Below are 21,605 nucleotides of genomic sequence, written 5' to 3'. Positions count from 1 at the left end.
TTAGTTGTTCTCCTTTTTCATGAGCGCACGAACTTTTAGTGGTAAACCGAACAGGTTGATAAAGCCTTCAGCGTCTGCTTGATTGTAAACTTCATCACGACCAAAAGTTACGAAGCCTTCATGGTATAAAGAAAATGGTGATTTTGCTCCCGCACTGTAGATGCCACCTTTATATAATTTAACGCGGACAGTACCAGTAACGGTTTTTTGTGTTTCGTCCACAAAAGCAGCAAGAGCTTCACGCAGTGGTGCATACCACATACCATCATAAACCATTTCCGCATATTTGATGCCAACTAATTGTTTATAATGTAAAGTAGCGCGATCTAAAGTTAAAGCTTCAAGTTCATTATGCGCATAGTATAAAATAGTACCGGCTGGAGTTTCATAAACCCCACGTGATTTCATCCCTACTAAACGGTTTTCAACCATATCAGAGATTCCTACACCATGTTTAGCGCCAATAACATTTAACTTTTCAATCATGCTTACAGCGTCCAATTTTTCGCCATTTAAAGTAACAGGAAGACCTTGTTCAAAACCGATTTCTAAATATTCAGCTTGATCAGGTGCTTTTTCTGGAGCAGTCAAAATCATATATAAATCTTCTTTTGGTTCATTCCATGGATCTTCTAAATCTGCACCTTCATGACTTAAATGCCACATATTTCTATCCATGCTATAAGGGCGTTTTTTAGTTACAGGTACAGGAATATTGTGTTTTTCAGCGTAATCAATCGCATCTTCACGAGAACGAATATCCCACTCTCTCCAAGGCGAAATAATTGTTAATTCAGGAGCTAGGGCTTTTACAGTTAGTTCAAAACGAACTTGGTCATTCCCTTTACCAGTAGCGCCATGAGCTATCGCATCAGCCCCTTCTTTAGCAGCAATTTCTACTAATTTTTTAGCAATTAGTGGACGTGCAAAAGAAGTACCTAAAAGATATTTTTTCTCATAAACAGCACCAGCTTTGAGTACTGGCCAAACAAAATCCTCAGCAAATTCTTGTTTTAAATCCTCAATATAGCATTTGCTAGCACCAGATTTAAGTGCTTTTTCATAAACTGGTTCTAATTCATCGCCTTGACCTAAGTCAGCACACATGGCAATGACTTCACAGTTGTCATAGTTTTCTTTTAACCAAGGGATGATAACAGAGGTATCTAAACCACCGGAATAAGCTAAAACTACTTTTTTTACATTTTTCTTCAAAATAATAACCCCCAAATTTTTTTAAAATAAATTTATGAATTAGATACTTAGCATAATTATAGCAGATTTTCTGGTGACATCAGAAGGGCCATAATTGCTTTTTGTACATGTAGACGATTTTCAGCTTGATCAAAAATCTCTTGGGCGTGGAGTTCGAAAACTTCAGCGGTGAGTTCTTCACCACGATGGGCTGGCAGACAATGTAACAAAATTGCATCTGGTTTAGCAACGGCAAAACTTTGTGCATTGATTTGGTAATCCTTAAGGGCTGTAGCACGAATATTAGTTTCACTTTCATTACCCATACTAGCCCAAACATCTGTATACAAAACATCAGCTTGTTCGCAAGCTTTGAGTGGGTCGTTAGTTATTTCAATTTTTGCGCCAGTACAAAGTGCGTCATTTTGAGCTAACTCTAGAATTTCAGCATTAGGTTGGTAAGCAGCAGGGCAAGCGATAGTAATATCCATGCCGACTTTTGCTGCGGCAAACATTAGTGAGTTAGCCATATTATTACCATCACCTACATAAGTTAGCTTACGTCCTTGAAAACTATCCTTGTATTCTTGAATAGTAAATAAGTCGGTAAGAGCTTGGCAGGGATGAAGCAAGTCTGTTAAACCATTGATAACAGGAACACTAGAAAATTTAGCTAATTGTTCAACGCTGTCATGGGAAAAGGTTCTTATCATAATTCCATCGACATAGCGTGAGAGTACGCGAGCAGTATCTTCGATTGGTTCACCACGACCAATTTGGGTTGCACTGTCATTTAAATAAAGTGCGTGCCCACCTAGTTGGTACATGCCGACTTCAAAAGATACTCTGGTACGGGTAGAGGCTTTATTGAAAATCATACCTAGTGTTTTGCCTGCAAGAAGTTTATGAGCTGTACCTGCTTTTTGTAGTGCTTTTAGCTTGGTGCTGAGGGTTAAAATTTTACAAACCTCAGAAGTTGTTAAATTATGGATACTTAATAAATCTTTGTTTGATAGTTGCATAAGGCAAATCACTTCCTAAAAATAATAACTAGATTTTAAACTTGTTTTATTATACAACAAGTTCGCATAAAATTTCAAGAGGATTTTACCTGATTTTCAAAAGAATTTTTTATACAAAGTTACTAATACTGTATTGAGTATTCGATAGAATTGGCAACTAGCTCGGCACAAGCCCGATCAAAGTAAGTTTCTAACAGAAAAAGCCCTAGATCAATCCCTGAACTAACCCCAGCTGAAGTAATTATCTTGCCATCGGCGATAACTTTAGTATTTCCAACTACTTGAACGTGAGGATATTGTCGCAATTCATTCAAAGCTGCGTGGTGCGTTGTTACAATCTTATTGGCTAAAAAACCTGCTTCAGCCAGTAAAAATGCTCCTGTACAAACAGATGCGACATGTGTGCAGGTTGGGAAAATCCGCGTTAAAAAGGTTAAATAACTAGAATCATGCATTGCTGTAAGTCGGCCTTTACCACCAGGGATTACTAAGATATCTAGAGCATGCACATCTTCGAGTTTGCTATCTGGTAAAAAGCGTAGACCATTAAAGGCTTGAACCGGTTCGAAAGATTTGGCAATTAATTGAACGCGAACGCTATGCGGTTTAATTTTATTTACATAATTTAAAACCTCAAAAGGACCGATAAAATCTAATTCTTCAATAAATGGAAAGACTAAGATACCAACATTTAGCATATAAGCACCTCCAAATTATAAAAAAAGGTTGTCTAATTAATTAGACAACCAAATTAAGAAAAAATCAAGCGATAATTATAAACGATTAGAGGAATTTAAAACATTGCGCATTTTATGAGCAACCATATTTTGAATAGCTTCTCGTGCAGGTTTTAAATATTGTCTAGGATCAAAATCACCAGGATTGTTCATTAAATGTTCACGTACAGAAGCAGTCATTGCTAAACGCAGGTCAGTATCAATGTTAATTTTACAAACACCTAATTTACCAGCCTGAAGAAGCATGTCTTCTGGAACTCCTTGAGCACCATCGATTTTGCCACCAGCACGATTACAAGCGGCAACAAACTCTGGTAATACAGTAGACGCGCCGTGCAAAACTAAGGGGAAATTTGGCAGTAATTGTGAAATTTTTTCTAGGCGTGCAAAATCTAGCTCTGGCTTGCCTTTAAACTTATAAGCCCCATGACTAGTGCCAATGGCGATAGCCAAAGAATCTACTCCAGTACGTTCTACAAACTCTACAGCTTGATCTGGGTCAGTATAAGTGGCGTCTTTTGCATCTACTTTAACGGCATCTTCCACGCCAGCAAGTTTACCGAGTTCGGCTTCTACAACTACGCCGCGTGCATGAGCATATTCTACAACTCTACGAGTTAAGGCAATATTTTCTTCAAAGGAATGTTTAGAACCATCAATCATTACAGAAGTAAAGCCACCATCAATACAAGATTTGCAAATCTCAAAATCTTCACCATGGTCAAGATGCAAGCAAATTGGCAACCCTGAATCTTCTACAGCTGCTTCAACTAATTTCATCAAGTAGATGTGTTTAGCGTATTTACGTGCGCCCGCAGATACTTGTAAAATTAGAGGCGACTGTTCAATTTTGGCAGCCTCAACAATTCCTTGGATAATTTCCATGTTATTTACGTTAAAGGCACCTACTGCATAACCACCTTCATACGCTTTTTGAAACATTTCTTTTGATGTAACTAAAGGCATAAAATATCCTCCTACCTATTTAAATTCGCATTAATTATAGCATATTTAACGTAAAAAGACAAAATAGAATATACTATATAACTGATATAAAAGCAGTATATAATTTGGATGATTTTAGCAATTTAGGTTGTGTCAGTTGTGAAAAATTGGTATAATATGTTATTATCTTATGATTAAAGAAAAAGAGGTTGGGAGATTGATGTTACTACATACAAACGCAGGCATTGCCTTTATTGGGTTTATTATGTCTTTGGTTTTGTTACCTAAAGCGACAACGAAAGATTATTCAAATAAATTTTTTGCTTATATTATTACTACCCTGATGTTGTTAATAGCTACAAGTGAAATTATGGTTGCTCATCCAATTCCATTTTATTTTATGCTCGGCAGTAGTATAACCAGTCTGTATACTATGTTTTTGATTTTTGCTAAAATTTTAAAAAGCAAAAAAGAGTAGCAACGCGTGAGGATGATAACTCGAACCTAGAAACGCAAAATTTATTTAGTAGGGATGGTTTGTGACCGTCCCTACTTTTTATCTTGTGAATTTTTATGCAGATGTTGTTATGGAGGAAAAATGATAAAAATAGAAAAACTCGTTAAAAATTTTGGCGAGATGACGGCAGTAAATAATTTAAGTCTCCAAGTTGTCAAAGGAGAAGCTTTTGGCCTATTAGGACCTAATGGCGCTGGCAAAACTACGTTAATTAGAATTTTGACGATGTTAGCTAAAGCAAGTAGTGGCCAAATCCAGGTTGCGGGCCATGATTTACAAAGCCAACCCTTGGCTATAAAAAAAGTAATTGGGATTGTACCACAGCATTTTAATTTAGATACAGATCTTACTTGTGCGGAAAATTTAGTATTACATGCCAAGTTGCATCATCTGCCAGAATCGGAATATTGTTATCGAATTAAAGAGTTGTTACAATTTGTAGAACTGTATGAAAGACGGTTTGATATGGTCGGAAAATTCTCAGGTGGGATGAAACGCCGCCTAATGATTGCACGAGCACTGTTACATCAGCCCCAGGTATTGTTTTTAGATGAACCGACCGTGGGCTTAGATCCGCAAGTGCGGCGGAATTTATGGGGAATTATTCGTAAAATGAAAAATCAAGGCATGACGGTTTTATTAACTACTCACTATATTGAAGAAGCTGATGCGCTATGTGACCGAGTGGCGATTATGGAAAAAGGGCAATTGCTGGTAACTGACACGCCACAGGCGCTTAAAGCCAAATTAGGACAATATGTAGTCGAATATCTAGAAGATGAAGTATTGCAAACTAAATTTTTTAGTAAACGAGAAAGTGCGGCGGAATTTGCGGCCAGCAAACAAGGCATGACTTTAATTCGCGATTGTAATTTAGAAGATGTATTTGTCGAGCTTACGGGAAGAAAGGTGCTGTAGAGAAGATGTTTTTTCAAGATATATATACTGTTTTTTGGCGGGAATGGATTGTGCTAAACCGCCGGATGGCAAAATTTATTTTATCACGCATGGTAACGCCAATTTTATATATTTTTGCCTTTGGTCTAGGCTTAGGCAAAAGTATTAGTTTTGATGGTGGCAGCTATCTTAATTTTATTATTCCTGGGATTATTGCCCTGAATTCTATGAATATTAGTTTTAACTCGGTGGGGACACCGCTAAATATGGCGAAGCTATATCATAAAACTTTTGAAGAATATTTAACGGCCCCAATATCTTCTTGGGCCTTTGTATTAGGTAAAGTTCTAGCGGGAAGTTTACGCGGCCTGTTATCTTCACTAATAATTATTGCCTTAGGCTATACTTTTGGAGCTCAGTTGCAAATTGGGCTGGGATTTGTATTGGTGTTGAGCTTAAATTGCTTGGTGTTTTCAGCTTTAGCGGTAACCGCGGCGATGTCCATGAGTTCTCATGAGGATATGGCCAATTTTAGTACCTATGTTTTAGTGCCGATGTCTTTTTTATGCGGAACTTTTTTTAAGGCAGATAGTCTGCCAGTAGTTTTAAAATACTTTGTAAATCTCTTACCCTTGACCCCAGCCAGTGTGAGTTTGCGGGCCTTAAGTCAAGGGGGAGTGGTTGATTTAGCACAAATTGCCTTAATGATAGGTTATTTTGTGGTATTTATAGTAATGGCGAATAAATTGGTCAACAAAGCGACCAACGAATAAAGTGGAGGAATTAGAGAATGTTTAAAGTAGGCGATATTGTAGATTTAGAAATAACTAGTGTAGGTAGTGCGGGTGAAGGGGTTGGCAAAGTCGATGGCTTTGCGGTATTTGTAGCCCGCGCCTTACCAGGCGAGAAAATTAAAGCACGGTTAACATTGGTGAAAAAAAGCTATGCAACTGGGAAATTGTTGGAAATTAATCAAAAAAGTCCACATCGCCAACGTCCAGTTTGTGAAGTATTTTACAAATGTGGCGGCTGTCAGTTGCAACATCTAGATTATCCTGGGCAATTGAAAGTCAAAGAACAACAAGTGCGGGATGCATTAGAGCGAATTGGTAAATTTAGTGATGTGCAAATTTTCCCAGTTTTGGCGGATAAACAGCCTTTAAATTATCGCAATAAAATGCAATGTCCTGTAGCCAGCCAAGATGGTTTGAAATTAGGTTTTTATGAAGTTGGTTCACATAAAGTAGTAGATGTGCGCGAGTGCCATATTCAAAACCAAGTTAATAATACAATTTTGACGGTAGTGCGTGATTGGATTAGAAAATTTCGCATTTCAGTATATAATGAACAAACAGGTAAAGGCTTGGTGCGCCATGTCCTAGGACGAGTGAGCAGTGCAACCGGTGAAGTAATGGCCGGGATTGTCTGTACTCAAAAATCTATGCCTCACAAAGAAGAACTAATTGAAATGCTCAAACTAAGCATTCCCAATATTACGAGCGTCGTGCAAAATATTAACTCCCGTCGCACGAACGTTATTTTGGGTGATATTACCAAAGTATTATATGGTAAAGAAAGTATTGCCGATAAAATAGGTGAATTCACCTTCCAAATTGCGGCTAAATCATTTTTTCAAGTAAATACTAAGCAAGCTGAAGTTCTATATAAAACAGCATTAGATTATGCACAACTAACCGGTGAAGAGCAGGTAGTGGATTTGTATTGCGGGATTGGGACAATTAGTTTGTTTTTAGCAAAGCAAGCTAAAAAAGTCTGGGGGATTGAAATTGTCGATGTTGCTGTAGAAGATGCTAAAATTAATGCCAAAGCTAATGGAATTGAAAATGTAGAATTTTTCAAGGCGGATGTTAATCTGGCTCTAGAGAAAATCTCGAAAAAAACCCGCCTGGATGTTGTGGTATTAGACCCACCACGCGCTGGCTGTGATAAAGCTTTGTTAGATACAATTGTAAACTCTAAACCAAAACGAGTTGTATATGTATCTTGTAATCCAGCAACACTAGCGAGAGATTTACGGATTTTGGTAGATAGCGGCCTATATGAACTAGTAAAAGTGCAACCAGTAGATATGTTTGGTCAAACTAGCCACGTTGAGACGTGCGTACTTTTGTCCCACAAAAACCCACAAACATCTCCACCGTCCTTATAAACAGGAAAATTGAATAAAATAGACTTCAAAGGCAATTCAGCCTCGTCACATGGAAAAATCTCTATTTCTTTGATTAACGAAGAAATCAGAGATTTTTTCTCTTCCTCGCTGATTTTATCATACACCTTATCAAAGTTTTCCAGCAGGGTGTAGATGTTTTCCAGTGTGATAGCATCTTGCTCCACGGCTTTGCGGCGCAGCTTTACATCTTCAATTTTTTCTTCAAGCTCTACGATAGTATCATACAGTCCATCAAGGCGAAGGGTCATATCATGGAGCTTGCGTTCTCTAAAACGGATATCTTCCGGCAGACTGTCAATTTCATTTTCAAGACGAGTTTTATTGAGTTCCACTTCTCTAAGTTTATTTTCATAGTTCTTGAGTTCTCTGTTTAAAGTGGAAGTATCAATTTCCTTGCCTATCCTTGATTTGATTTCTGCCGCAAAATCCTGATTTTTAATTAGCTCTCTGATAGCCTCAATGACAAGCGGCTCAATATCAGTTTTTTTGAGCATGGCTTTATAATCACAGCTTTTTCCCCGTGCGGTGCGAGCCTTGCTGCATACATAATAGTAAATTTCTTTATATGTACCGTCTTTGTTTGTCCAAGCGTGTTTGTTGGTATACATCGGGCCACCGCATTTCGGGCATTTTAAAATACCGCTTAATAAGTGTGCTCTGTCCCTACCAATTTTGGACGGGGATTTAATGCCTGTTAATTCTCGTTTTTCATGTGCTTCATTCCATAGTTCCTCATCTATAATAGCCTCATGCTGACCGTCTGCAATAATGTATTCATCTTGGTGTACTTGGCGGTATTCATTTTTAGTGCCTTTGACCTTTTCTCTTGTTCGTCTGCCGAAAGCAATTTTTCCAGTGTACACAGGATTGTCGATTATCATTCTGACAAAATGCGTACTCCATTGTGAAAGAGTACCGTTTGCACGTTTGATTTTTGGGATACCTTGCAAATTTAGATAGTTTGCAATTTTATAAAATCCCATATTACCATTTACATATTTATCAAAGATAATGCGTATCGCTTCTGCTTCATTTTCTTGGATATAGAGCTGTTTGTCTTTCAGGTAGTAACCATAGGGAGCAAATCCGCCGTTCCAGCCACCTTGACGAGCCTTTTCTTTTCGTCCGTTCATTGTCTGCTCTATGATATTTTCACGCTCTATTTCAGCAACAGCAGACAGCACTGATATTAAAAGCTTTCCGCTTGTTTGAGAAGAATCAATTCCTTCCTCAATGCAAATTAAGTTTACGCCAAAGGATTGAACGTGTTCCAAAGAATTTAAAATATCGGCTGCGTTTCTTCCAAATCGAGAGAGCTTATAGACTAAGATGTAATCAATTTCTAAACCATTTTCAATATCACACAGCATTTGTTTAAAAGCGGGTCTGCCTTCTATGGATTTGCCCGATCTACCAGCATCTTCGTAAATGTCTACAATCTCCATTTCTTCTCTGTCTGCAAAACGCTTTAAGCTGTTTTTCTGCCCGTCCAAGCTGAACCCATCAACCTGCATTTCGGTACTTACACGAGGGTAAAGTACACATTTTTTTCCGCTCCTATTCATAGTAGCTGACCTCCAATCAATGATTGGAAAACATCAATCCATACACTGCTCTTTTAGACAACACGATTGATTTCATCTAAGACCTCTGCACCATGTTTTTCTATAATCTGAGAAAGTACATTGATAAAATCCTGATATGCTTTGGTTTTCTCATAGGATTTAGACGGTTCAGCAGTCGTAGTATTATCAGCTGCATTTTTGATATTTTCCATTTGCAATCACCTCCAAGTGTATTGCTTACATAAAGTATAAGCGTATATACCATTTATGAAAAGTTTGTCACTGCATCATTTATCGTAAAACCAAGCACACCGCAAATCTGCTAAAAACAAAAATGCGGTGAGGTTAGTTTTATCTGTTTGCCATATTTGCCACGCAACCCGGCAAGGGGATATTTTGAGCTGCCGTTAGCTCGGCATCATAGCCCTGCAATTACCGTATGTGCTTGTCCCAAAAGCTACGCATACCGCAGGAACTCCCCCTCAAGTCTGTGGGAGGTCGTGAGAAAGTATCATTATCCCTTATGTGCGTTATTGCGGCGAACGTGCCACCGTTCGGTCTAATGGCTGCATTTATCGCTTCGACTGCTGTAATACCTATGTTCATAAAGGGTTGAATCAATTATTTGGTTTCCTGTTTTGGCAAGTGTGTTACAGCAGTCATCATGGCGATGCCCATTATGTCGCTTTGCTTTTCAGCCACATAAGTTTCGTACTCAAAATACCGTATATTCGGTTGTCAAGGAACAATGGAAGAAAATATCTCCCTTCATTAACCATGACAAAAATAGGAAAAAAGTTGCTCCCTTTAAGTATGCTTTTGTATTCATACACAATCCGTTTCAACTTGTTCACTGTGTAGAAAAAAATACATGTGTAAATAGCTAGAATATAAAGATTGTCTTTGATAATGGAGAATAAGCATTGTGTTCTCAAATATTTTATGCTAAAATGAACAAAACTAAGTAAGTAAAACGTAAATAAACCAAACTTTTAGCGAGGTGCAAAATGAGAGTTAGTTATAAAAAATTATGGAAATTACTAATTGATAGAGATATGAAAAAGAGAGATTTACAGACTATTGCAGGTATTAGTTCATCGTCAATTGCTAAGCTCTCTAAAAATGAATATGTAAGTATGGATGTGCTAGTAAAAGTCTGTGTTGCTTTAAAGGCTGATATTTCAGATGTAATTGAGTTAGTACCCGACGAAAAAGAAGAGAGTGAGGATAAATAAATGGCAAAAGCTAAAAAAGAAAAGAAAGAATTACCTGTTGAGCAGGTGCTGTGGTCGGCTGCTGATGCGTTGCGTAAAAACATGGATGCAGCTGAATATAAACATGTTGTACTAGGCCTCATATTCTTAAAGTACATATCTGATAATTTTTATGAATTGTATAGTAAATTTGAAGCTGGTGAAGGTGAATACGAGGGCGCTAACCCCGATGACCCATACGAATACCGTGCAGAGGGTGTGTTTTACGTCCCACCACAAGCTCGTTGGGATTATCTACAAGGAAGAGCAAAGCTTTCATCTATCGGTAAAGATGTTGACGATGCTATGGATGCCATCGAAAAGGATAATCCTTCGCTAAAAGGCGTTTTACCAAAGGAATATGCCAAAGAAAAGTTGGATAAGCAATCTCTGGGTGGTTTAATCGATAAAATAAGTGGCATTGCATTGGGCGACAGTATTTCTCGTTCCAATGATGTTTTGGGACGTGTATATGAATATTTTCTCGGACAGTTTGCTCTTGCCGAAGGTAAAAAGGGTGGTCAGTTCTACACACCACAATGCGTTGTTAGGTTGCTTGTCGAAATGCTTGAGCCTTACGAGGGTAGAGTTTTAGACCCTTGCTGTGGTAGTGGCGGTATGTTTGTGCAAAGCGAAAAGTTTATTGAGGCACACGCAGACCGTTATAATGGGAAAACAAGCGAAATTGACAAATTGTTTGACAGCGTTGTGTCTGTATACGGACAAGAAAGCAACCAAACCACTTGGCGTCTATGTAAAATGAATCTTGCGCTTCGTGGTATTGATAGTTCTAATGTAAAGTGGAACAACGAGGGTTCTTTCCTTAATGATGCACACCCCGATCTCAAAGCTGATTTTGTGATTGCAAACCCACCATTTAATGACAGTGATTGGAGTGGTGAATTGCTTCGTAATGATGGTCGTTGGCAGTATGCAAAAGATAATCCACCTCCGACAGGTAATGCGAACTATGCATGGATTCAGCACTTTCTTTATCACCTTTCACCAAAAGGAACAGCGGGCTTTGTTTTGGCAAAAGGATCACTTTCAAGTAAAACAAACGGTGAGGACAAAATAAGAAAGGCTCTCATCGATGCTGGCTTGGTGGATTGTATTGTAAACTTACCCACAAAATTGTTTTTGAACACTCAAATACCTGCTTGTCTGTGGTTTTTGTCACGTGAAAAAGAAAATGACCCTAACCACCCACGTAGAAATAAAATTTTGTTTATTGATGCTCGTAACATGGGCAAGCTGATTAGTCGTAAAACAAGAGAACTGACAAGTGGTGCAGAGAGCGAAGAAACAAATGATATTCACCAGATAGCAGACACCTACCACAAATGGAAAAAGAATGATGGTAGTTATGGGGATATTCCTGGTTTTTGTAAATCTGCTGACCTCAATGGTGAAGATGGTGTAAAAGCACTAGACTATGTATTAACACCGGGAAGGTATATAGGTCTTGCAGATGATGAGGAAGAATTCGATTTTAACGAACGTGTGGCAACCCTGACCGCAGAGCTTGAGAAACAGATGTCTGAAGGAGTTGAGCTTGATAAGCGTATCAAAGAAAACCTTTCAAAAGTCGAGGTGAAAAGCGGTGAGTGAATGGAAAAAGTGTAAGCTAGGTGACTATGCAAAAGTATTAGGTGGATATGCATTTAAATCAGCTGATTTTAAAGAAACAGCTGATTATCCAGTAATAAAAATTAAAAATATTGCTAGTGGAAAAATTGATATGAGTAGTTGTCAATATATCACAAATGAAATTGCTATAAGAGCCAGTAATTATGAAGCCAAAACCAAAGATATACTTATTGCAATGACTGGGTCACATATTACTCAACCATCTTCAATGGTAGGTCGTGTTACACGATATAGTTTAGAGCATAAAGCGTATATAAACCAAAGAGTTGGAAAGATCGTCAGTACAGATAGTGAAAATCTTGATGAGGATTTTTTGTTTTACCATATGATACAAGATGACACAGTTTTTTCATTAGCTAATATAGCTAGCGGCAGTGCTAATCAAGCAAATATATCTGCAACACAAATAGAAGAAGTGGTAATAGATTTACCTGATTTACCCGAACAACAAGCCGTAGCAGAAGTATTGTCCTCTCTTGACGATAAAATAGACCTGTTAAGTCGCCAAAACAAAACCCTTGAAGATTTGGCACAGACTTATTTTAGACAGTGGTTTGTAGAGAGCAACAATAACGATAATATTTTTGTTTCAGACCTTGCGAAGCTAAATAATGTAAGCGTAAATCCATCAAAAAAGCCACTGGAACCTTTTTATCATTATAGTCTACCGTCTTTCGATGATGGGCATACACCTGCTATCGAATTGGGGCAAGCAATTTTAAGCAACAAATATATTGTGCAGCCAAACACTATTCTAATTTCAAAACTAAACCCAATAAAACCTCGCATTTGGAGAATAGGCGAAACGGTAGCATCTAACAGCGTATGCTCTACTGAGTTTCAAGTATTAAATCCGTTTGATATGAAACATTATCTATTCTTGTATTGCTTGATGAAATCTTATGATGTAGTGCAATCATTTGCTATGAGTGCATCTGGCACAAGCGGTAGTCATCAGAGAATCCGCCCAGAATATATAACAGAGGTTGAAACACCTGCTCCAGATGAGAGGTTACTTGATAAATTTAATGATGTGTTTACACCTGTTATGGGAAAAGTGGATAAAAATCAAGCCGAAATAATCACTCTACAAAAATTAAGAGATACCCTACTTCCGAAGCTTATCAGCGGTGAGGTTAGGATAAAAATGTAAGGAGTTATTATGCAAAATAGAAAAAACAATGTTAGACTTAAAGTAAAAATGTATATTTTATCCTTGTGGCTACTGTTTTGCTTCATCACTATAGCCACGTTGGATTTTAAGATAATATGCGAAAGTTTTTGCTCTGAAAAGATAGACTGGTTGAATATGTTGACTGGAAATATTATTCCAATTGTTTGCATCATAATGCTCGTGTTGTGTATAATATTTTACTTTCAATTTAAGCATGAGCTAAGTGGTACTACTCAGTTGCCTGTAAAGGTAACTAAGGTGTGCAATAGGAATGCAGATTATTTAGCTTTTCTATCTACTTATATCATTCCTCTTGTATTTGTTAACTTTGATTCAAAAAGGCAAGTACTGATATTGATATTGCTACTTATTTCAATAGGTTTTATGTATGTGAAAACGGACATGTTTTTATCAAATCCCACACTAGCATTGTTGGGTTACAAAATCAATGATATTAAAACAGAAAACGGAGATATATGCGGAATTATGATATCCCAAGGTGATATCGAAGAAAATGAAAAAATACGATATATAAGACTAGACAGAAACGCGTTTTTTGTCAGGAAGGTGTAAAATATGACGATTGCTGAATTAAGAGAAAAATTGAATTGCCTTTATGAAGACGGAGCTGGTGCTGTTGCATATTTTATTCTTAAAATTGAAAACCAATTATGTATTAGAATGGTTGATATTAAGAATGAATTCCTGGATGACTTAAAAACTTGTTATCTAAACAGTCTTACTACCTCAATAATGAATACGGAGGATGCTAGAGTTGAAGAATTACAACTTTTGCAGATATCTGTTGCAGACCAAAGAGACAATGCCTTATATGAATATGACCTCGAGGACATTCCTGATGAATTCGCATTTTTTAATACAATTGCACAGGATGGAGAACAACAAATTTTTTCGTCCAATAACGATAGTTTAAAAGATTTATTCGGATATGTGATTGCTGTAGGAACCAATCAGAACAAAGCGTTGCTCTTTAAAAAGCATTTTACAACAAGTTATTTTAGTCCTGAAAAGTTTTGTATTTTTGAATCAGATCATAGGTTTACTAAATTAGAAAAACCAATGATTAGGCTTGATACTAATTTCGAGATGCTTTATGTTGATGGGACAATCGTAATTAAAAAACTTGACACATTAGAAAAATATGCAGGTTTCCATGATGTTATCAAACGAGAGGCTACTGTAAGTGTACAGGCTATCACAGAGGCAGACATTGTTGATAATGCTGAAGTTCTGAGAGATATGGTAGATGAAGTGAGTTTTGCGAGAAAGCTTACCAAAACCGCAAAAGGGTCACCTGTTCTTGGCAAAATACCAACACCAGCCATCATAAACTTTGTCAAAAATCATCCTAAATTAAAGGATAAGATTAAGCTTACTCAAGACGAAAGAAAGTTGCATCTTGATACAAAGGAATCAAAAAAGCAGTTTTTGAAGATGTTAAACGATGATTATTTACGTTCTGAATTAACACAGGCTTATTACGACAGCTTAGCAAAGGACACATTAACAGTTGAAGAACAAGGTGGTGAGTGAAATGCCAAAACTCTGCGAATCTGAAATAGAAATAATGACCATAGAAGAACTTGTTTCTCTGGGGTATACATATCTTGCTGGTGTTGATATTGCACCTGAAATGCCAAATGCGGAACGAAACAGCTTTTCAGATATACTGCTCATGGATAGACTGAGCAATGCTCTTGCAATGCTTAATCCTGCTGTGCCCTCTGAAGCAATAAGAGATGCAACTAAAAAATTATCCCGGATAGCGTCATCTAATATGCTTACGGACAACGAAAACTTTCATCGTATGCTTGTTAATGGTGTTCCTGTGGAATACCGTAGTGGAAGTGATATTGTTGGTGATACCATTCGGGTTTGTGACTTTTCGGAGGATGGCATAAAGAATAATGAGTTTCTTGTAGTAAATCAGTTTACCATCATAGAAAATAACAATAACAAAAGACCGGATGTATTGATTTTTATAAATGGTATTCCAATGGTTTTGTTTGAACTAAAAAATCCAGCTGATGAAAATGCAACGGTTCGTAAAGCTTTTGACCAGATAGGAGCATACAAAGCCACTATTCCAAGTCTTTTTACTTATAATGAAATATGTATTGTATCTGACGGGCTAGAAGCAAAGGCAGGATCATTAACGGCTTCTTTTTCTCGTTTTAGTTCATGGAAAACAAAAGACGGTATAGAGGAAGCATCAAAATTTGATGATGAATTGTCGACATTAATACATGGGCTTTGCAATCCTGTTACCTTACTCGATTATATAAAGAATTTTATCACATATGAAAAGACCAAGACAGAAGATAAGGAAACTAAAGTTACAAAGGTTGAAACAGTAAAAAAAATTGCAGCTTATCATCAGTATTATGCAGTGAATAAGGCTGTATCCAGAACCATTGATGCGGCACAAGCAGATGGAACAAAAAAAGCGGGAGTCGTATGGCATACGCAAGGCGCTGGAAAATCTCTTTCAATGGTGTTTTATACTGGGAAAATGGTACAGATACTGAACAACCCGACTATCGTAGTCATTAATGATCGCAATGACCTTGACGATCAGCTTTTCGATACTTTTGCAGATAACAGTGACCTGCTTAGGCAACCACCAAAGCAAGCGGACTCTTGCGAGGAATTGAAAGAACTTTTGAAGGTAGCGTCTGGAGGGATTGTATTTACTACTATACAAAAGTTTATACCAGACAATGATAAATCTGTATATGAACTGCTTTCGTCAAGAGATAATATAATTGTTATTGCAGATGAAGCACATAGAACCCAGTATGGATTTAATGCAAAATTGAGAGATGTTAAGGATGAAAACAAAAATATTATAGGCCAACGCATAGCATATGGATTTGCTAAGTATATGCGAGATGCAATGCCTAATGCAACATTTATTGGTTTTACTGGAACGCCTGTTGAAAAACAAGATGCAAATACTCCGGCTGTATTCGGTAACTATATCGATATTTATGATATTGCGCAGGCAGTTGAAGATAAGGTGACTGTTCGCATTTATTATGAAAGTAGATTAGCAAAAGTAAATCTCACAGAAGAAGGAAAGAAGCTAATAGAGCAGTTCGATGCAGAACTTGATGAAACAGATGAAATTGACGAAGCGAAAGAGGCTAAGTTAAAATGGGCAAAACTTGAGGCTATTGTTGGTAATAAAGATCGTATTAAAATTTTGGCAAATGATATTGTGACACATTTTGAGGACAGGCAAAAGGTGTTTACAGGAAAAGCTATGGTTGTTGCAATGAGCCGTCGTATAGCCGCTGATTTATATGATGAGATTATTAAGCTTCGAACGGATTGGCATAGCGATGATTTAGACAAGGGTGTTATTAAGGTAGTTATGACCACATCAAGCTCAGACGGTGCAAAATTGCAAAAACACCATACAACAAAAGCACAAAGAAAAGCACTGGCAAACCGCATGAAGGATGAAAATGATGAGCTAAAAATAGTAATTGTTCGTGATATGTGGTTAACGGGTTTTGATGCACCTTGTATGAATACTATGTACATTGATAAGCCAATGAAAGACCACAGTTTAATGCAAGCAATTGCTCGTGTAAATCGTGTGTTTAAGGACAAGCCGGGTGGACTAATAGTTGATTATATTGGAATAGCCACAAACCTTAAAAAAGCATTAGGTTTTTATGCAGAAAGTGGCGGAAAAGGTGTGCCTGCCGAAACTCATGAAAAAGCAGTTGCAATTATGATAGAAAAGCTAGAAGTAGTACGACAGCTGTTTTGTGGATTTGATTATTCCGATTTCTTTTCGGCACAGGTTAAGGACAAGCTCTCTTTAATACTTAAAGCGGAAGATTTCATACTTGCTCTTGATGACGGTAAGAACAGATATATTAAGGAAGTTACTCTTTTGGGACAAGCTTATGCCCTTGCGAAACCAGACCCTAAGACAATAGAAAATGCTGAAGAAATAGCTTTTTTCCAAGCTGTAAAGGCTCGTATTTCGAAATTTGAATCAACGGGTAGTCGTGGTGGCGATGGGTATGATACAGTTATTAAAAACATAGTTGATTCTGCTATTGCATCAGACCAAGTTATTGATGTTTTTAATGCTGCTGGAATAGAAAAGCCAGAACTATCAATTTTATCAGATGAATTCCTAAAAGAAATTGAAGGAATGAAATACAAAAATGTAGCCATTGAATTATTAAAAAAATTGCTTTCAGATGAAATCAAAATACGATCTAGGCACAATCTTACGAAATCTAAATCATTAATGGATATGCTAGATGGTGCAATAAAACGATATCAAAATAACCTTTTAACGACAGCGGAGATAATCGATGAATTGATACGTATAGCAAAAGAAATCAACGCTGCTGATAAAAGAGGAGACAAGCTTGGGTTAACAGAAGATGAGCTTGCGTTTTATGATGCTTTGGAAATAAACGATAGTGCAGTAAAAGTTTTAGGTGATGAACAACTGAGAGAGATTGCTCGTGAACTAGCAGAAAAGGTGCGTAAAAACGCAACGATTGACTGGACTGTAAAAGAAAGTGTTAGAGCAAGGCTTATGGTCATCGTGAGAAGAATACTTAATAAATACGGTTATCCTCCTGATAAGCAAAAAATTGCTATTGAGCATGTTATGAAACAAGCAGAGAATCTTGCGGATTTTTGGACAAATACAAAATAGGAAACGACCACACTAAAGTTTTACACTTTGGTGTGGTCGAGTTTTTTGCTATTCACTGAATGTATCTCTTAAAATTACTGGTTCATAATCTATGAGTTATTTTTTAAAAAACGTTTTTTAAATATATTTCTATACTTCTTAAAGCCTTTTTAATAGAGCGTGATATTTGACTTTTATTCACTCCTTCAGCTTTGGCAATAGCAGACTTACTCATGCCCATAAAATAATGAGCATAGATCCGCTTTGCCTGCTTGTCAGGCAGAGAGGCAATGGCAGCATGGAGCTGCTGACTTGTGAGCTTACGTTCGTAAATCTCATCGGGTGAGAGCGAAACAAACAAGATGTCATGCTCAATTCCATCGCCACGGTCAAGGGAATAGTGAGCTTTATAGCGAAATTTTTTTCTCTCGTATGCTGCTTCAGCTTTTGCAGATTCCTCAAAGATAGCTAATAGTTCATCAGGAACGTCCACAAAGGTGTCTTGTGTGTAGAAGGGGTAATAATCTTTTAAATTTATTGTTTTCATATTTTTCCATCCTTTCAATTTTTGGAGTTTGCTGAAATCGAAAGGACAGTGGTGGAGATCGGCAGTGAGGCTCTATAAAAGCAAAAAGGCCCAGCTGCATAGTGCAACCGGGCATAAGGGAATTATTAGAAGTTACATGATGATGTGTGTATTCATATTGATGACCGAAATATCCCGTTGGTGGAGCTGGACTTTTTTTAACGAATAATAAAAATCAGGTGGTGTATGACAAATAAAAATGGACACAACGATACCTCCTAATACCGTCGTGTCCTAAAAAATGGGCGACTTTAATACACCCTCCGCAATTCAATTTTTTTCAGAAAAACGGCGGCTTTGATTTTATCTCAAAACCGCCGTCTGGCACTTTATGCAATTACAGCACAACGAAACATCTGCCATAACTACGGTTTTTTTTATTTACCGTAGGGCAGATAAATTCTCGTATTCTACTAAGTATGCCTATTGCTTTCCTGCGTATAAGTTCGTAATCCTTTTGCACATCATTGAAAAGGCATGTACTTCTTCCTCTGTTAATGCTTCTTCAATTAGGTTCATAATTTCATTTCCAAAATCCTCAACACGATTTAAAAAAGCTTTTCCATCTTTGGTAAGAACAATATTGTAAGAGCGGCGGTCATTCGCCTGCCTTTCCTGAATAATATATTTTTTTTCCAGCAAACGCTTTGTTAATTTTGAAATACCAGATTGTGAGATACCTCTCATTTCAGCAAGTTCTTTCGTGGTTTTCGCCCCTTGCTTATTCAATGTATCGAGTATATAGTATTGTGCCGTTGAAACACCCTCAACATTGAACCGATTTGAATCTGATACAATCATGCATTGAAAGGGAACATAACTTTCCTCTAATTCTTTTATAGCCATTAAGTCAACCTCCTATTTTTCATTAATATACTTTTTCAGGTGCTTTCCAGTTAAAGAATCTGGACAGTTGATTAAATCTTTTGGTAATCCTGTAAACATAATCTTACCACCATTCTGTCCTGCATAGGGGCCTATGTCAATAATCCAATCTGCTTGACAAATAATATCCAAATTGTGTTCTATAACAATAAGAGTGGAATTTTGTTCTACAAGGCGATTCATTACACTAATCAACTGTTTTATATCAGCCATATGCAAACCTGTTGACGGTTCGTCCAAAACATAAATCTGACCACCGTTTTCGAGTTCGGAAGCAAGTTTAATTCGCTGTAATTCACCACCTGAAAGCGTGCTTAATGGTTGTCCTAAAGAAACATAAGTGATACCAACGTCTGAAAGCCGTTTTAGTACCGTTACGATTTCTTTTTCCTGAAAATATTCTAAGGCTTCTGTGACCGTCATTTTAAGAACATCGGCAATACTTTTTCCTCTTAGCTGATAGGCAAGCACTTCGTCCGTATAACGGTTTCCGTGACATTCCTCACATACCGTAACAATTGTATCCATAAACGCCAAATCTGTATAAGTAACTCCTAGACCTTTGCAGGCAGGACAAGCACCTTGTGAATTGAAACTGAATAGGGAGGCGCTTACACCGTTCCTTTTCGCAAATAATTTTCTGATAATGTCAAAGATACCTGTAAAGGTCGCAATGTTGGAACGTTTTGACGCTTGAATTCCTTTCTGGTCAATAAAAACAGTTTCTGGATATAACCGTGGCAATACCCCATTAATAAGCGTACTTTTTCCTGAACCGGCAACTCCGGTTACAACAGTCATTACTCCGCTTGGTATATCAACCGAAAGGTTCTTCAAATTATGCATGGTTGCATTTTGAATAGAAAGCCAACCTTTCGGGGCACGAATATCAGATTTTAGTTTGGGGCAGTAGGATAAATATTTTCCCGTGAGAGTACCCGCTGTTTTCAGCCCATCTAAATTTCCTTGATATACAACTTCCCCTCCGTGGGTTCCCGCACCTGGTCCCATATCAATAATATGGTCTGCAATTTTTATCATGTCTGGATCATGCTCTACGATCAGAACAGTGTTCCCTTTGTCACGCAACAACCTCATAAGCTCATTAATTTTGCTTATGTCATGAGGGTGAAGCCCTATACTCGGTTCGTCAAAAATGTAAGTAAGGTCGGTCAAGCTACTGCCAAGCTGGCTAACCATTTTAATTCTTTGCGACTCTCCACCTGAAAGTGTAGAGGTTTCTCTGCCTAAGTTTAAATAGCCTAGCCCAATGGATATCATGTGCTGAATCCGATTCACAAGTTCCGAAACGATTGTAGCGGCTACGGGAGCATGAATAGATTGAACAAAATCCAAAAGCTCATTTATTTGCATATCTGCGCATTCCGCAATATTTTTTCCGTTCACTTTGCAAGATAGTACCTTATCATTCAAGCGTGTTCCATGACAGTGGGGACAATCCTGTTTTACAACAAACCGCTCAATTTCTTTTCCATATCTAACCTTTTCGCCATCTTCTTTTTTAAGAAAACTCCGCTCAATGCGTGGAAGCAAACCCTCATACAATGAGGTTTTATGCCATTCGGGGGTAGGATTTTTAACCTTAATTCCATCAGCGTAAAGTAACAGCTCCAGTTCTTCGGCAGAATAGTCCTTAATTGTTTTGCCATTATCAAAAAAGCCTGAATGAATATAGCGGGTTAATCGCCAACCGCCGGGTTCAAAAGTTGGAAAACGGATAGCCCCCTCATTTAAGGATTTATTTTTATCTAACAGCCTTTCAATATCAATGGTTTCAATTTTGCCCAAGCCCTCGCAATATTCACACATTCCAGCCGGATTGTTGAATGAAAAAACGTCTGAATAACCTACAAATGGCTCTCCAATTCTGGAAAACAATAAACGTAATACAGAATAAATATCTGTAATTGTCCCAACTGTTGAACGAGCATTACCGCCTAATCGTTTTTGATTGATAATAAAGGCTACGGACAAATTTTCAATGGTGTCCACATCGGGTTTTCCGTAATGTGGCATACGGTGGCGGATAAAACTGGTGTAGGTTTCATTCAATTGTCTTTGCGATTCTGCCGCTATTGTATCAAATACCAAAGATGATTTTCCTGAACCGGAAACACCTGTAAAAACCGTAATTTCTTTTTTGGGTATCAGAACATTTATGTTTTTTAGATTTCGTTCCCTTGCACCTGATACCTGAATATAATTATCAGACATACTTTTTCCTCGCTTTTATTTATGTGACATAGTTAATATATGAGTGGGTTAACTATATTTT

General features: G+C 37.5%; 19 protein-coding genes. 10 read left to right on the top strand and 9 right to left on the bottom strand.

Going from position 1 to position 21,605, the window contains the following annotated elements; genetic code table 11:
- The 4 genes from SUCMO_RS0107345 to fba all read right to left on the bottom strand — a co-directional run bounded on the left by SUCMO_RS0107345 (position 1) and on the right by fba (position 3,919).
- Positions 1-1,215, bottom strand: coding sequence for an argininosuccinate synthase (locus SUCMO_RS0107345; protein ID WP_019880003.1), 1,215 nt, complete (start codon positions 1,213-1,215; stop codon positions 1-3).
- 56 nt (positions 1,216-1,271) lie between these two features.
- Positions 1,272-2,216 carry an ornithine carbamoyltransferase gene (gene argF, locus SUCMO_RS0107340; protein WP_019880001.1) on the bottom strand — a complete coding sequence of 315 codons (945 nt, stop codon included), beginning with the start codon at positions 2,214-2,216 and terminating at the stop codon, positions 1,272-1,274.
- A 122-nt stretch (positions 2,217-2,338) separates the two neighbouring features.
- Positions 2,339-2,914 carry a DJ-1/PfpI family protein gene (locus SUCMO_RS0107335; RefSeq protein ID WP_019880000.1) on the bottom strand — a complete coding sequence of 192 codons (576 nt, stop codon included), beginning with the start codon at positions 2,912-2,914 and terminating at the stop codon, positions 2,339-2,341.
- 75 nt (positions 2,915-2,989) lie between these two features.
- Positions 2,990-3,919 carry a class II fructose-1,6-bisphosphate aldolase gene (gene fba / locus SUCMO_RS0107330; RefSeq protein ID WP_019879999.1) on the bottom strand — a complete coding sequence of 310 codons (930 nt, stop codon included), beginning with the start codon at positions 3,917-3,919 and terminating at the stop codon, positions 2,990-2,992.
- Between the two features lie 169 nt (positions 3,920-4,088).
- Between fba and SUCMO_RS0107325 the strand changes: the two genes are divergently transcribed.
- The 4 genes from SUCMO_RS0107325 (at position 4,089) to rlmD (ending at position 7,482) form a co-directional block, all read left to right on the top strand.
- Complete coding sequence (locus SUCMO_RS0107325; protein WP_156819269.1) at positions 4,089-4,376, top strand: hypothetical protein; 288 nt, start codon at positions 4,089-4,091, stop codon at positions 4,374-4,376.
- A gap of 120 nt (positions 4,377-4,496) precedes the next feature.
- Positions 4,497-5,333 carry an ABC transporter ATP-binding protein gene (locus SUCMO_RS0107320; protein ID WP_019879995.1) on the top strand — a complete coding sequence of 279 codons (837 nt, stop codon included), beginning with the start codon at positions 4,497-4,499 and terminating at the stop codon, positions 5,331-5,333.
- A 5-nt stretch (positions 5,334-5,338) separates the two neighbouring features.
- Positions 5,339-6,085 (top strand): ABC transporter permease, encoded by a 747-nt coding sequence (locus SUCMO_RS0107315; RefSeq protein ID WP_019879994.1) that lies wholly within the window; start codon positions 5,339-5,341, stop codon positions 6,083-6,085.
- Between the two features lie 17 nt (positions 6,086-6,102).
- Positions 6,103-7,482, top strand: a complete 1,380-nt coding sequence (gene rlmD / locus SUCMO_RS0107310; protein WP_019879992.1) for a 23S rRNA (uracil(1939)-C(5))-methyltransferase RlmD — start codon at positions 6,103-6,105, stop codon at positions 7,480-7,482.
- Here rlmD and SUCMO_RS0107305 read toward each other — a convergent pair.
- Together SUCMO_RS0107305 and SUCMO_RS11445 are read right to left on the bottom strand one after the other, a co-directional pair.
- Positions 7,410-9,068 (bottom strand): recombinase family protein, encoded by a 1,659-nt coding sequence (locus tag SUCMO_RS0107305; RefSeq protein WP_019879991.1) that lies wholly within the window; start codon positions 9,066-9,068, stop codon positions 7,410-7,412. The genes rlmD and SUCMO_RS0107305 overlap by 73 nt on opposite strands.
- Positions 9,069-9,121: 53 nt before the next feature.
- Complete coding sequence (locus SUCMO_RS11445) at positions 9,122-9,280, bottom strand: hypothetical protein (protein WP_019879990.1); 159 nt, start codon at positions 9,278-9,280, stop codon at positions 9,122-9,124.
- Positions 9,281-10,075: 795 nt separating this feature from the next.
- On the opposite strand from SUCMO_RS11445, the gene SUCMO_RS0107295 reads away from it, so the two are divergent.
- The 6 genes from SUCMO_RS0107295 to SUCMO_RS0107270 are packed head-to-tail and all read left to right on the top strand — an operon-like array spanning position 10,076 to position 17,859.
- Positions 10,076-10,303: a helix-turn-helix domain-containing protein gene (locus tag SUCMO_RS0107295; RefSeq protein ID WP_019879989.1), complete on the top strand. Its 228-nt coding sequence runs from the start codon at positions 10,076-10,078 to the stop codon at positions 10,301-10,303.
- Positions 10,304-11,932 carry a type I restriction-modification system subunit M gene (locus SUCMO_RS0107290; RefSeq protein ID WP_019879988.1) on the top strand — a complete coding sequence of 543 codons (1,629 nt, stop codon included), beginning with the start codon at positions 10,304-10,306 and terminating at the stop codon, positions 11,930-11,932.
- Entirely contained in the window at positions 11,925-13,124 is a 1,200-nt protein-coding gene (locus tag SUCMO_RS11020) for a restriction endonuclease subunit S (protein WP_019879987.1), read from the top strand. Before SUCMO_RS0107290 ends, SUCMO_RS11020 begins: the two co-directional genes overlap by 8 nt.
- 9 nt (positions 13,125-13,133) lie before the next feature.
- On the top strand, positions 13,134-13,718 hold the full coding sequence (gene kwaA / locus SUCMO_RS0107280) for an anti-phage protein KwaA (RefSeq protein WP_019879986.1): 585 nt from the start codon (positions 13,134-13,136) through the stop codon (positions 13,716-13,718).
- Between the two features lie 3 nt (positions 13,719-13,721).
- The gene (gene kwaB / locus SUCMO_RS0107275; protein ID WP_019879983.1) at positions 13,722-14,699 is read left to right on the top strand and encodes an anti-phage protein KwaB; all 978 of its coding nucleotides are present in this window, start codon (positions 13,722-13,724) and stop codon (positions 14,697-14,699) included.
- Position 14,700: 1 nt separating this feature from the next.
- Entirely contained in the window at positions 14,701-17,859 is a 3,159-nt protein-coding gene (locus tag SUCMO_RS0107270) for a type I restriction endonuclease subunit R (RefSeq protein ID WP_019879982.1), read from the top strand.
- 103 nt (positions 17,860-17,962) lie between these two features.
- On the opposite strand, the gene SUCMO_RS0107265 is transcribed toward SUCMO_RS0107270, so the two are convergent.
- The 3 genes from SUCMO_RS0107265 to SUCMO_RS0107255 form a co-directional block, all read right to left on the bottom strand.
- Positions 17,963-18,385 carry a sigma factor-like helix-turn-helix DNA-binding protein gene (locus tag SUCMO_RS0107265; protein ID WP_019879981.1) on the bottom strand — a complete coding sequence of 141 codons (423 nt, stop codon included), beginning with the start codon at positions 18,383-18,385 and terminating at the stop codon, positions 17,963-17,965.
- Positions 18,386-18,847: 462 nt separating this feature from the next.
- Positions 18,848-19,270, bottom strand: coding sequence for a MarR family winged helix-turn-helix transcriptional regulator (locus tag SUCMO_RS0107260; RefSeq protein WP_019879980.1), 423 nt, complete (start codon positions 19,268-19,270; stop codon positions 18,848-18,850).
- A 12-nt stretch (positions 19,271-19,282) separates the two neighbouring features.
- Positions 19,283-21,544 carry an ATP-binding cassette domain-containing protein gene (locus SUCMO_RS0107255; RefSeq protein ID WP_019879979.1) on the bottom strand — a complete coding sequence of 754 codons (2,262 nt, stop codon included), beginning with the start codon at positions 21,542-21,544 and terminating at the stop codon, positions 19,283-19,285.
- Positions 21,545-21,605 lie beyond the last annotated feature (61 nt).

Source organism: Succinispira mobilis DSM 6222 (assembly GCF_000384135.1).
In the GTDB taxonomy this organism is placed as follows: Bacteria; Bacillota; Negativicutes; order Acidaminococcales; family Succinispiraceae; genus Succinispira; species Succinispira mobilis.
This window is presented reverse-complemented; position numbering and strand designations above follow the sequence as displayed.